The following is an 11,608-nucleotide window of genomic DNA, read 5'->3' as shown; positions in this document are numbered from 1 at the left end:
TCATTAAAGTCGTTTTATTGATCTCATATTTCTTAGCTGCGGCCAGAAAACCTAGTTGTCCACTTGATACTTCATTAAGGATAATGAGTTTTTCCGCAGCTCCGTATTTTCTTTTTGACATGAAAAAGCTCCCCTTACAGCAACAGGTTTTATTATTTCACCTGTCTACCGTAAGGGGAGCATATCAGTTTTGGACTGCTTTTTTGTTGTAATGTTCCCACAAGAATACGCTGAATACATGTAAACAATGTGCTGAGCCTTATATTTCAAGGAGTTGTGGTTTAGGTTCCGGCTTCTGTATCTTGGATGCGAGATGAGCTCGCTTCGCGGGCCGGATCATTTGCTGCTGGACGCACAAGATCGTATAAGAAGGATCGCACAAGTCGCAGCTGTAAATACGCGGCAATGTTTCGCGCGCAAGTGGAACGGTATCTAGGCGCTTGTCATAAGAAGAAAGATAACTGAATAAAGACACGAAGGCAGCCAACTAGAACGAACATCCGGGGCTGCCTGTTTTGTTTCAATCGTATTTTCCCGCCCGCATTCAAATGATAGGACGCGTGAATATGAATGACTTGCCTTTGCTATTTAAGTATTTAGATCCACACCTGATAAGGAACCCATACCACATATTCACTCCGATTATAAGCAGGATAACCTGGAGAAGCATTTGGGTACCCACCATAACCGGGCGTTGGATTTGGATAACCGCCGCCATAGCCAGGAACAGTCCAACCTCCGCCTATCACCGAGGAATTAACTTGAGGTTGGTTCATAGTCAGATTGGGAGCCTGAAGAGGGTCGGTGATTTCAGACGGCGGAGTAAAACCTAGAGGGGATAAGCCCGTTAGCTCTGCGCGATTAATACGCATAAATTGGGGAGCTGGGTTTCCTGGATAATAACCATTTAACATTACAACGCCACCTGGTTCTGATCCGAGCAATTGAGCGATCACCCATCCCATATCTTTTACGTGAACGCGAATATACTGGTTTTTAAATTGTGCTAGATTGTCTGTAGTTTCTTGTTTGCCCAAGTGGTAAGCTGGTGCAGGCTGACGTTCATCAAGCAGCTGATTCGCATTTGTAATCATAGCGTGACTCCTTCTTGTCATCTCATCTTTCCTACGCCATGATATGCACCTAGTTAATTTACTGTTCTTGGCACAGGCAATCGGAGTTAATTACTGAACTTCGGGAGTGACTTTCTGAACTTTCCTTGCTACACATTGTCTGAAGAAGATGGCCTCGGGCCAATAAAGTACATGGAACGCATATTGAAGTCTTGCAGGCGTACATGCTAAAGTTAAGGAACAGCCCGAATTGTTCCCGAATATTCAGTGGGTCCAACAAGCAATCTCTAGAATCATAAATAAGGTGGCAGATGATCATGAATCACGAGCAAATCATTGCGTTAGGACTAAGTTACAAAGGAACCAGCTTACGCTACCCGTTTGATCCCCAACAACCTGTGCTCTTCGTTCGGGAAAAAATGTTCGCCTTATTCGGCAATCAGCAAGGTGTGGAAAGTATTAATTTAAAAACATCTCCCGATGAAGCTTGGCTGCAGCGTCAAACCTACCCTGGTACCGTACTTCCTGGATACCATATGAATAAACAACATTGGAACACCGTCGTATTAAACGGAACTGTACCCGATGAAGTGCTTGTAGTCATGCTCCAAGAATCGTACCAACTTGTTATTGCCAAACTAACGAAATCCGAAAGACAAGCGCTAATTTCTAGCTAATGAGCTTGCCTGAGGCTGTCGTGCCCAGAGAAGAACGCAAATAACGATAAGGACATCCGAATGGACATCCTTATCGTTATTTGCGTCAAATTTCAATCCTAATTTTACTTCTTTACAATCGTTCTACATCCTCCGAAACCCTAACTATTAGTACCAAATAAATCTCTAAACGATCCAAATCCAAAGAAAAGGAGCCCTCCATTTGGAAGACTCCCTTAAAAGCGGCTATTGTGACTGGGAGACGTGTTAGCGCACGTCTTCTTTGTTATTTCAACTGTAACATACACAATATTTACTTACAATAATTTCTTCGTGCTATATGGTATCAAATTGAAGAGGTTACAGCACCAAAAGGTGGACCTGGCACATACACCAAGGCCTGCATCACAGGTTGGGACTTTAAGTCCTAGCCTTTTTATTCGAAATCGTATCTTTGAGATAGCCACGGATCACCGTACATGTGATACCCGTTTCGCTCCCAGAAGCCTGGCTTATCCTTCGTCATAAGCTCGATTCCGCGCAACCATTTCGCACTTTTCCAAAAGTACAAATGCGGCACAACCATCCGCACTGGTGCCCCGTGATCTGGTGTCAACAGCTGTCCGTTGTGCCTGATGCCAAAAAAAGACGTCTCACGGAGGAAATCCTCCAAAGGCAGGTTCGTGGACCAGCCATGCTCAGCATGCAGCATGACGTGCGTGGCTTCAGGTTTGATCTTTACTTTATTCATGATTTCCATGACAGCCACGCCTTCCCACACATTGTCCAACTTAGACCATGTGGTTACACAGTGAATATCGTTGGCGAACTTCTTGCGCGGAAGCGCCATAAAATTTTTGTACGAGATCGTAAATTCCTCTTCAACGTGCCCAAAAACTCGCAAATCCCATTTGCTCATATCGTTATAATAAGGCACAGATCCATAGTGAAGCACGGGCCAGCCTTGCGTTAGCGTTTGCCCAGGCGGAACACGATCCTTGTGTTCTTGGGGCTTTTGCCCGAATAGCATGGGAAAACCTCCAATTCATTGACCTAATGGTCGCTACCCGATGTATGCCTCATACTCTGCAGCAGTAAGAAGACCTTCCAGTGCGTCTGCGCCTGAAACCTCGACTTCCACCATCCAGCCTTCACCGAAGGGTGCGCTATTGACCAGCTCTGGAGAGCCTTCCAGTGCACTGTTCACAGCTGTTACTTTTCCCGAAACCGGGGAGAAAATATCCGAGACCGTTTTAACTGATTCGACACTGCCAATGCTTTCATCCGCAGTAACGGCTGTTCCGATTTTCGGAAGCTCCACAAACACAATATCCCCCAGCTGATCTTGGGCAAAATCCGTAATCCCTACACGTACAACGGTTTCAGACAGCTTCTGCACCCATTCATGCTCTTTGGTATATAACAAATTGGCTTGTACTTCACTCATCGTTCAACGCCTCGCTTACCAGCAAATTTTGCTTTTAGCTTAATCCAATGGGAACATCAAAGTCAAGGCGGACATTTGAAAATCAAAAAAATTAGACAAACAAGCAAAGTCCTGTATACAGAACGCTAATTCCAAAAAGTTAAGGTTGACAATATACACCAATTTAGGCACATAATAATAATGTGAAGATAACTAAATATAAGCGAATGATGGTGCAGGGAGAGACCGCAGAGCAAGGTGCGGCGCCGAAGGAGTAAGCCCAATAGTGGTGAATCTCTCAGGTACAAAGGACCTGTATCGGACGCATCTCTGGAGAGCTTCGGACTGCCTGCGAATAGTGGGAACCGGACACCCAAGGGGAAACTTGTCAGACGATCAGTCGAAGCGAGGTAACTCTCAGGTACAAAGGACAGGGCAAAAAGTATGGTATTTGTGTTGCATACTTTTTGCTCTTTTTTGCATTTTGGGCAAAATAACCGAAGTACTAAAAATGTGGATCGAAGGCGAGGATACGAGCATGCTAAAACGAACACCGCTCTTTCCGGTTTATGCGGAGCATGGAGCACGCGTTATTGATTTTGGAGGTTGGGAGCTGCCCGTTCAATTCGCTGGGATTCAAAAAGAGCACGATGCAGTTAGGCAGCAGGCCGGTCTCTTTGATGTGTCCCATATGGGCGAGGTCCGGGTAAGCGGAGTTGACTCCCTCTTCTTCTTGCAGAACTTGACGACCAATGATGTATCCAAGCTGGAAGCTGGTCAATGCCAATACAGTCTTATGTGTTATCCAAATGGCGGCGTCGTAGACGACCTGCTCGTTTACAAGCTTGCAGATGACAGCTACATGCTGGTCATAAATGCATCCAACATCGACAAAGATATGACGTGGATGCAGCAAAATCTCACGGGTACCGTAGACCTGACCAATGTGTCCGACGAAACCGCAATGCTGGCTTTACAAGGCCCTCATGCAGAGCAAATTTTAGCAAAAGTTACCGATGCTCCCATTCATTCCTTGAAAACATTCCGTTTCCTGCAAGACGTTAATGTTTCGGGCATTCAAGCCCTCGTCTCACGCACAGGTTACACCGGCGAAGACGGATTCGAGCTCTACATCAACCAACATGACGCGATAAAACTGTGGAAAACGCTGCTAAATGCCGGTCAGGAGCACGGCTTGTTGCCAGCAGGATTGGGTGCCCGCGACACGCTTCGCTTTGAAGCCCGTCTACCCCTTTATGGACAAGAGCTTTCCAAGGATATTACACCTATGGAAGCTGGTCTCTCCTTCTTTGTGAAGCTAGATAAAGGCGATTTCATAGGGCGTGAGGTGATCGCTGGACAAAAAGCAAACGGCACGCCGCGAAAGCTAGTCGGCATCGAAATGCTTGAGCGCGGAATTCCGCGTCCGCATTACCCCGTCTTCGTAGACGGCAAGCAGATCGGTGAGGTTACAACAGGTACACAGTCCCCTACTTACAAAACCAATGTTGGTTTAGCCTTAATAGATTCCGCCTACAGTGCGCTAGGCACTGAGCTGTATATTGAAATTAGAGGGACACAAGTCAAAGCGAACATCGTCGCAACCCCTTTTTATAAAAGAAAACCATAGCCGCTAGCGCGAAAGGAGTTTACGCTGACATGAAGCATCGCTACTTACCGATTACCGAGCAGGATCAGAAGGACATGCTAGAAGCGATCGGCATCTCGTCCATTGATGAGATGTTTCAAGATATCCCTCAGAAAGTACGCTTCCAGGGTGAACTGGACGTATCCCCAGCCCTGGATGAGCAAAGCTTACTTCGCTACATGCGCTGTCTGGCGGGCCGCAATGCCGACTTCGATCGGTATGCCAGCTTCCTCGGCGCAGGCATCTACGATCACCACCTACCCGTGGTGATTAACCATGTTATTTCACGCTCGGAGTTCTACACCGCGTACACGCCTTATCAACCAGAAATCAGCCAAGGCGAGCTGCAGGCGATTTTCGAATTTCAATCATACATCTGTGAGCTCACGGGTATGGCCGTGGCGAACGCTTCGATGTACGACGGCGCCACAGCGCTTGCTGAAGCAGGCGCCCTAGCAAGCGGCGCGACGAAGCGTAAACAACTGCTCGTCTCACGCGCGGTGCATCCCGAAGCCCGTGCAATTCTAGGTACTACCGCACGCGGACTGAACTTGGAAGTGGTCGAGATCGGCCTTACGCCAGAGGGCGTGACGGATCTCGTAGACCTTACTTCCAAGCTCAGCGGGGACACCGCCGCCGTCATCGTCCAATCGCCGAATTTCTTCGGCTGCTTGGAGGATCTCGCGGCTGTGGAGCCGCACGCGCACGGCGCGGGCGCACTGCTCGTTGTGAGCGCAAACCCGCTCACGCTGGGTCTTCTTGAGGCGCCAGGCACAATCGGCGCCGATATCGTCGTCGGCGACTGCCAGCCGCTCGGCATCCCAGCTTCGCTGGGTGGACCTACGTGCGGCTACTTCGCCGTCGCCGAGAGCTGGATGCGACGTATGCCGGGACGCATCGTCGGGCAAACCGTTGACCGCGATGGCAAACGCGGTTTCGTCCTTACCCTCCAAGCGCGGGAACAGCATATCCGACGTGAGAAAGCCACCTCGAACATTTGCTCTAACCAAGCGCTTCTTGCGCTCTGCGCATCCGTATACTTATCCACAATGGGCAAGCAAGGCATTCAGGACGTTGGCAAGCTCAACGTCCAAAAAGCCCACTACGCGGCCAAGCGACTCACCGCTTCTGGCAAGCTATCGCTTCCGCTGACAGGCAGCTTCTTTAATGAATTTGCCGTCAAGCTGCCGAGCGGTACCAATGTGCAGGAGCTGAACAGTAAGCTCCTGCAACATAATATAATCGGCGGCTACGATCTCGGCCGCGACTACCCAGAGCTAGACGGTCATATGCTAATCGCTGTTACGGAACAAAGAACACGCGAAGATATCGATAGCTTCGCCGCTGCATTGGAGGAGCTTGTATGAACGAAAACAACGTGAATCTAAACGCCAAAGCCCTTATTTTTGAAATGAGCCACCCTGGTCGCGTTGCCTATGCGCTACCTCAATCCGATGTTCCTGACATCGATCTAAACGAAGCTCTGCCCGCAAAATTCCAACGTACAAACGCCGCTGAGCTGCCCGAGGTGTACGAAGTAGATGTTATTCGTCACTATACGGCTCTCTCACGCCGTAATTTTGGTGTCGATAACGGCTTCTATCCGCTAGGATCTTGTACAATGAAATATAATCCCAAAATAAATGAAGACGTCGCCCGCTTCCCAGGCTTCGCTAAGATCCATCCGTACCAGCCCGAAGAATCCCTTCAAGGCGCAATGGAGCTGCTCTTCAATCTCCAGAATGACCTTGAAGCCCTCACAGGCATGGATCGTGTAACCCTTCAACCTGCCGCTGGCGCACATGGAGAATGGACCGGACTCATGATGATCCGGGCCTACCACGAAAGTCGCGGTGACCATAGAACCAAAGTCATCTGCCCTGATTCTGCACATGGAACTAATCCTGCTAGCGCCACCGTAGCTGGCTTCGAAACCATTACCATCAAATCCAACGAACGCGGCCTTGTTAACCTGGAGGAGCTCCGCAAAGCAGTCGGTCCCGATACCGCAGCGCTCATGCTGACTAATCCAAACACGCTTGGCTTGTTCGAGGAACAAATCGTCGAAATTGCAGAGATCGTCCACGCCGCAGGCGGGTTGCTCTATTACGATGGCGCCAACGCCAACGCGATCATGGGCATCACACGCCCGGGCGATATGGGCTTCGACGTCGTCCATCTCAATTTGCACAAAACAATGAGTACTCCTCATGGCGGCGGCGGTCCCGGTGCAGGCCCGGTGGGTGTCAAAGAAAAATTAATTCCTTTCTTGCCAACACCGCTCGTCGCTAAGCGCCACGACGGAAACTTCTATTTTGACTACAACTGCCCACAATCAATTGGTCGAGTAAAGGCCTTTTACGGAAACTTCGGCATCCTCGTCCGAGCCTACACCTATATTCGCACCCTAGGTCCAGAAGGCTTGCGCAAAGTTTCTGAATTTGCCGTCCTGAACGCCAACTATATGCTTGCAAGACTAACACCTCATTTCGACGTGCCGCATCCGCGCTTCTGCAAACATGAATTTGTGTTGTCTGGCAACCGTCAGAAGAAGTTCGGCGTCCGCACGCTCGATATCGCCAAGAGACTGCTCGATTTTGGCTATCACCCGCCAACCATCTACTTTCCTCTCAACGTTGAGGAATGTATCATGATTGAGCCCACTGAGACGGAAAGCAAACAAACACTCGATGAATTCGTCGACACAATGATTGCTATCGCCAAAGAAGCCGAAGAAAACCCAGAACTCGTCAAAAACGCTCCTTACACCACCATTGTCAGTCGTATGGACGAGGCGCTTGCCGCCCGTAAACCAGTCTTAAACTGCTCTTGCGGTTAATTAACGCAGTTAGTAGATCTCCAAGGGATATCAGTGAATGAGCGACTCCCAAATCATGTGCAAAAACGCCTCCAAAACCACAAGCTAGTGTGGCGATGGAGGCGTTTTTTTGTAAAAAAGTTTATATCAGAACGGGGGTTCATCCGGATGATCTAGCTTTTATATGCTTTGTACCTGAGCCCAAGGGATCATGCACCATTATCCGTTTATTTCATATAAATAAAGCACGTAATCACTAGGCTCACCCGCATGTCCTAATTGGCGGAGCATCGATGTGAGATTGCCACGGTGGTAGGTACCGTGATTAACAACGTGCTGGACAAGCTCTTCTGTACTAGCACGCAGTACGCCATGCATTGGATGTGGATATTCTTTCACAATCTTCATATCTGCATCGCTGCTGAGGAAATTCCTATACTGCTCAGCCAAATTTAAGTACTCTGCTTCCAACTGTTCTAGATTTTTCCCAGTCGTTTTCTCGTTAATTTCACCTAAGAGCGTTTTGGTTTGCTCATAGGTGAAATTATTCATGGCTGCAAGCCAGACTGTATCTACTCTAAAAATATGGACCAAGCCTTCGTAGATGGTAGGAAACACATTGGAGATTTCTTGAAGCAGTACCCCTTGAGGGAGCTTACTAAGGTGCTGAAACACCCGCGTATTTGCCCAAACATGGTATTCATAATTTTTAATTAACTGACTCTCCATAGTTCAAACCTCCTCATTTTTTTGATTCGTAGACCTCAATTAAGGTGCCATCCACATCACGAATATGAGCAAGCCGAACTCCCCATGCGGGCAGGTTGAACGGTTCTTTAACAAAGGTACCGCCTTTCTCACAAACGCGAACATAGAACGCATCTATATCTGGAACCTCTATGTTTAGAACAAAGTTAGTTACATAAGGTTCGCTTGGGACCAAATCCTCTCCAATTGATTCTCCCATGGCCTTCCGTGATAACAGCTCGATACGAGCAGCCCCTGTGTGATATAACGCGTATTCTTGCGCTTCCTCGTACCAATCTGCTTTCAATTCGAGGATATCTTGATAAAAAGCTGCACTTTTTTGAAAATCGGCTACTAAGATACGTATTTGCAACAAATTCATGATTCGTCTCCTTCAAGAATTAAGGTTAAGTGATAGTTGGTCATACTCTCATCTTAACCACCTTCACTGACAGAGACGGTCAGTCAATTTGTTGAGCTTCATAATACTTATGCAAGTCTCTTGTTACTTCGACCATTCTCATCTGCAGGACCTTTGGTTCTAGAATCTTAACGGTTCCTCCATAATTAAGAAGAAAGTAGGGAAGCCTATGAAACAGCACCTGCTCCTCTAGCTTAAAATGCGCCTCTAATTGGGATCGTTCTACGAGTCCATGCGCCAAAAACCAGTGACCGCATAAATCATCTATGGCCTGTTCTTTCCCTGCAATCTTTACAGAAAGGAGCTGATCCAGCTTGTCCGAGCTTGGTAGAAGCGTAGATAACAAAAATTGCCGTGCCGAGAACTCCGCAGGCCGCTCGAATCGCTCCCCTGTTGTCAGCAATGTTCGAATTCGATCGATTCGAAAACTGCGCACTTCACTTCGGAGATGGCAGTAGCCCACCAGATACCATTTGCTTTTCCAGCAAACGAGACCGTAGGGATTCAATTGACGCTCTTGCGTTGAAGTACCGTAGCCTTTTTGATAATTGATAAACAGCGTACAGCTTTGAGCTACGGCTACCTCAACTTCTTGAAGCATCGATACTTGGGATGCGTCTGCCTGCGGCTGGATAACATCCAAGCCTTGCTCGTGCAGGTTGATTTGATGAAGCTGCTCTTGATTCGTATACATTTTAAGTTTGGCAATGGCTTGATTCAGTTTCTCACCGTAAGGATATCCCGCCTCTTGAGCGAATTGAGCGGCATGAATAAGCGCCTTTTGTTCACCCAGATCAAACAATAATGGCGCTTCATTAAACTGACCCAATAAGCTGTAGCCGCCGTGATGACCAGAATCAGAAATAATGGGAGCGCCGCTCGCGCATAGAGCGTCGATATACCGATATACGGTGCGTACATTTATCTCCAGTTTTTCGGCTAATTCCTTAGCCGTTACTCGCTTTCGAGACTTTAATAGCCATAAAATGGAGAGCATATGGTCCGCTTTGGACATAACAGTGATTCCTTTCCTCGCCAAATAGTTAGATAGATAAACGCTCTACTAATTGATGGGAATCGAGTACACGATCTGCGCGAATGCTGCATGAATCTGGACTACCCAAGCTAGTTAAAAAATGTTCAACGACACTGGCGAAGCCTCTTCTTTCCAGTACAGTATCCCAACTGCCAAAAGAACGGAAACTCGGTGCTGCGCCTTTTTCATAAAAAACAGCATGCTCCAAATTGGTAATCTCTACAGATCTGCCGCTTCCATGCAGCTCTACTTTTTCCATATCAAACCCTGCGCGTCTAACCATACTATACGTTCCTACCGCACTACCGAAATCCAGCGTTCCAGATGCATGGAGCAGCTTCCCCTCTGAATCCGCATGTTGGTTGTAAGTTTTCACCTCATAGGGCACTTCTCCTAGCCATATTAGGAGATCTAACATATGAATCAGATCGTCATAGAGCGTTTCTTTGGCGCTATGGCCCTGCTGCTTCGTCCGATGCTTGACCGCTGAAGCCCAATCAAAGCCCCCTGCCTCCTGCAGCCACTGTTTAGCCTCCACATAGCGTGGCGCGAACCTACGATTAAACCCAGTTGCCAATAAGATGCCTTTCTTTTCAGCAAATGAAGCCATCTCAAGTGATTGCTCCCATTGATAGGAAAGTGGCTTATCCACATACACCGCAACGCCCCTTTCTATACTTTGCATCGCAATATCATAGTGCGTAGCTGTTGGACTATGAACGAATACAGCGTCAAGCTCTTGATCGAGCAGTTCATTTAGATCTGTAGTACCGAAAGGAACTCTATACTTCATCATCATCCGATCAACAGTTGTTTGCGTTGAGCTCATGAGTCCCACGATATCAACTTGCTCATTCACAGACAGCAGAGGAAGATACACCTTCTGTGCAATATCTCCCAAACCGATTAAACCGATTCTTTTCTTCGTCATACTGATCACTCCTATGCCCAGCATATTTAATCATGCAGCGATCCCGGTAAAAGCCGTATAGGAAGCGATATGCATGGGTCGTTCCACGTTTTGGCGTATCTCTTAACTTCATTGTCCAGAAATAGTAGAGAGAAAAACTCCTCAATCCACACTTTTGTTGAATGATTGATATTAGAACTTACAATCTATCTGTCGATTATGTTAAAATAGGACTGTCTACCTAATCTATCATGTCAGGCGGGATTATCGAATTACTATGAAATCAAACAAGTTTGGACTTCTCATAAGTTTATTGCTCTTTTTGATTTTTATTGTACTCTCTCTTTTATTTCAGTCAATCACTTATTTGTATATCGCGAGTATTGGCCCGCTTCTCATCGTGCCCTTTCTTCCTGATTTTCGTTCAAATCAGTTTATTAACCCCAATCAAGCTAAAGGCGCGGTTCGTTTAATCAAGATGGAAAATGCCGAAGCTGCGGATTCCGATCTGCTTGTGATCCTTTTTGAACCGGGTTATGTGAAATGGAAGCGTGGCAAGCTATTTTTTAACTTAGAGGACGTTATGAAAGACGTCTATGTCAAGCCCAATCCTTTTGCCGCTTCGTTAACGGTACTAAAGTATGATCTCCAGTATAATGCCAACAAAAAAAACTGGATTGGCATTAACTTGACTCAGCTAGAGCAGCGGACCACACAGCTTTCCTATACGACGAATGAAATTAACCGTCTGGTTATTCGGATGTCGGACTTGAATGAGCTGTTACGTTTACCACAGACGAAGCCTACTTCAGCAGGTCGAAGCCTCGGAGCATAAAAAAGTCACCCTTCATTCTGCGTTTAAGGCTCTCCATG

At 47.2% G+C, this 11,608-nt stretch carries 13 protein-coding genes and 1 riboswitch; of the genes, 6 read left to right on the top strand and 7 right to left on the bottom strand.

Annotation, left to right across the window (positions count from 1 at the left end):
- The first annotated feature begins 306 nt into the window (after positions 1 to 306).
- Entirely contained in the window at positions 307 to 465 is a 159-nt protein-coding gene (locus GK047_RS14680; protein WP_163947821.1) for a hypothetical protein, read from the top strand.
- Positions 466 to 596: 131 nt separating this feature from the next.
- Here the strand turns inward: GK047_RS14680 and GK047_RS14675 are convergent, their stop codons facing one another.
- Positions 597 to 1,094, bottom strand: a complete 498-nt coding sequence (locus GK047_RS14675) for a hypothetical protein (RefSeq protein WP_163947819.1) — start codon at positions 1,092 to 1,094, stop codon at positions 597 to 599.
- A gap of 296 nt (positions 1,095 to 1,390) precedes the next feature.
- On the opposite strand from GK047_RS14675, the gene GK047_RS14670 reads away from it, so the two are divergent.
- Entirely contained in the window at positions 1,391 to 1,750 is a 360-nt protein-coding gene (locus GK047_RS14670; protein ID WP_163947816.1) for an MmcQ/YjbR family DNA-binding protein, read from the top strand.
- A 415-nt stretch (positions 1,751 to 2,165) separates the two neighbouring features.
- Here GK047_RS14670 and GK047_RS14665 read toward each other — a convergent pair whose 3' ends face one another.
- Complete coding sequence (locus GK047_RS14665) at positions 2,166 to 2,759, bottom strand: sulfite oxidase-like oxidoreductase (protein ID WP_163947812.1); 594 nt, start codon at positions 2,757 to 2,759, stop codon at positions 2,166 to 2,168.
- A 33-nt stretch (positions 2,760 to 2,792) separates the two neighbouring features.
- Positions 2,793 to 3,176, bottom strand: coding sequence for a glycine cleavage system protein GcvH (gene gcvH, locus GK047_RS14660; RefSeq protein WP_163947809.1), 384 nt, complete (start codon positions 3,174 to 3,176; stop codon positions 2,793 to 2,795).
- A gap of 206 nt (positions 3,177 to 3,382) precedes the next feature.
- Positions 3,383 to 3,480: riboswitch (glycine riboswitch) on the top strand.
- Between the two features lie 213 nt (positions 3,481 to 3,693).
- On the opposite strand from gcvH, the gene gcvT reads away from it, so the two are divergent.
- The 3 genes from gcvT to gcvPB are packed head-to-tail and all read left to right on the top strand — an operon-like array spanning position 3,694 to position 7,642.
- Complete coding sequence (gene gcvT, locus GK047_RS14655) at positions 3,694 to 4,785, top strand: glycine cleavage system aminomethyltransferase GcvT (protein ID WP_163947807.1); 1,092 nt, start codon at positions 3,694 to 3,696, stop codon at positions 4,783 to 4,785.
- A gap of 29 nt (positions 4,786 to 4,814) precedes the next feature.
- The gene (gene gcvPA, locus GK047_RS14650) at positions 4,815 to 6,170 is read left to right on the top strand and encodes an aminomethyl-transferring glycine dehydrogenase subunit GcvPA (RefSeq protein ID WP_163947804.1); all 1,356 of its coding nucleotides are present in this window, start codon (positions 4,815 to 4,817) and stop codon (positions 6,168 to 6,170) included.
- On the top strand, positions 6,167 to 7,642 hold the full coding sequence (gene gcvPB, locus GK047_RS14645) for an aminomethyl-transferring glycine dehydrogenase subunit GcvPB (RefSeq protein WP_163947801.1): 1,476 nt from the start codon (positions 6,167 to 6,169) through the stop codon (positions 7,640 to 7,642). Before gcvPA ends, gcvPB begins: the two co-directional genes overlap by 4 nt.
- 198 nt (positions 7,643 to 7,840) lie before the next feature.
- Here gcvPB and GK047_RS14640 read toward each other — a convergent pair whose 3' ends face one another.
- The 4 genes from GK047_RS14640 to GK047_RS14625 form a co-directional block, all read right to left on the bottom strand.
- Entirely contained in the window at positions 7,841 to 8,350 is a 510-nt protein-coding gene (locus GK047_RS14640; RefSeq protein ID WP_163947798.1) for a DinB family protein, read from the bottom strand.
- 13 nt (positions 8,351 to 8,363) lie between these two features.
- The gene (locus tag GK047_RS14635) at positions 8,364 to 8,750 is read right to left on the bottom strand and encodes a VOC family protein (protein ID WP_163947794.1); all 387 of its coding nucleotides are present in this window, start codon (positions 8,748 to 8,750) and stop codon (positions 8,364 to 8,366) included.
- Between the two features lie 79 nt (positions 8,751 to 8,829).
- Positions 8,830 to 9,804 carry a helix-turn-helix transcriptional regulator gene (locus tag GK047_RS14630; protein WP_163947791.1) on the bottom strand — a complete coding sequence of 325 codons (975 nt, stop codon included), beginning with the start codon at positions 9,802 to 9,804 and terminating at the stop codon, positions 8,830 to 8,832.
- Between the two features lie 28 nt (positions 9,805 to 9,832).
- On the bottom strand, positions 9,833 to 10,756 hold the full coding sequence (locus GK047_RS14625) for a Gfo/Idh/MocA family protein (protein WP_163947788.1): 924 nt from the start codon (positions 10,754 to 10,756) through the stop codon (positions 9,833 to 9,835).
- A 256-nt stretch (positions 10,757 to 11,012) separates the two neighbouring features.
- Here GK047_RS14625 and GK047_RS14620 point away from each other — a divergent pair, with 256 nt between their 5' ends.
- Positions 11,013 to 11,570, top strand: coding sequence for a hypothetical protein (locus tag GK047_RS14620; RefSeq protein WP_163947785.1), 558 nt, complete (start codon positions 11,013 to 11,015; stop codon positions 11,568 to 11,570).
- Positions 11,571 to 11,608 lie beyond the last annotated feature (38 nt).

It is taken from the genome of Paenibacillus sp. SYP-B3998 (assembly GCF_010820665.1).
Classification (GTDB): Bacteria; Bacillota; Bacilli; order Paenibacillales; family NBRC-103111; genus Paenibacillus_E.
Note: the sequence above shows the minus strand (reverse complement) of the source record. Positions and strands in the feature narration are given on the sequence as shown.

Coding starts and splice junctions, on each gene's coding strand:
- GK047_RS14680 (WP_163947821.1), top strand. CDS start 307: ATGCGAGATGAGCTCGCTTCGCGGGCCGGATCATTTGCTGCTGGACGC.
- GK047_RS14675 (WP_163947819.1), bottom strand. CDS start 1,094: ATGATTACAAATGCGAATCAGCTGCTTGATGAACGTCAGCCTGCACCA.
- GK047_RS14670 (WP_163947816.1), top strand. CDS start 1,391: ATGAATCACGAGCAAATCATTGCGTTAGGACTAAGTTACAAAGGAACC.
- GK047_RS14665 (WP_163947812.1), bottom strand. CDS start 2,759: ATGCTATTCGGGCAAAAGCCCCAAGAACACAAGGATCGTGTTCCGCCT.
- gcvH (WP_163947809.1), bottom strand. CDS start 3,176: ATGAGTGAAGTACAAGCCAATTTGTTATATACCAAAGAGCATGAATGG.
- gcvT (WP_163947807.1), top strand. CDS start 3,694: ATGCTAAAACGAACACCGCTCTTTCCGGTTTATGCGGAGCATGGAGCA.
- gcvPA (WP_163947804.1), top strand. CDS start 4,815: ATGAAGCATCGCTACTTACCGATTACCGAGCAGGATCAGAAGGACATG.
- gcvPB (WP_163947801.1), top strand. CDS start 6,167: ATGAACGAAAACAACGTGAATCTAAACGCCAAAGCCCTTATTTTTGAA.
- GK047_RS14640 (WP_163947798.1), bottom strand. CDS start 8,350: ATGGAGAGTCAGTTAATTAAAAATTATGAATACCATGTTTGGGCAAAT.
- GK047_RS14635 (WP_163947794.1), bottom strand. CDS start 8,750: ATGAATTTGTTGCAAATACGTATCTTAGTAGCCGATTTTCAAAAAAGT.
- GK047_RS14630 (WP_163947791.1), bottom strand. CDS start 9,804: ATGTCCAAAGCGGACCATATGCTCTCCATTTTATGGCTATTAAAGTCT.
- GK047_RS14625 (WP_163947788.1), bottom strand. CDS start 10,756: ATGACGAAGAAAAGAATCGGTTTAATCGGTTTGGGAGATATTGCACAG.
- GK047_RS14620 (WP_163947785.1), top strand. CDS start 11,013: ATGAAATCAAACAAGTTTGGACTTCTCATAAGTTTATTGCTCTTTTTG.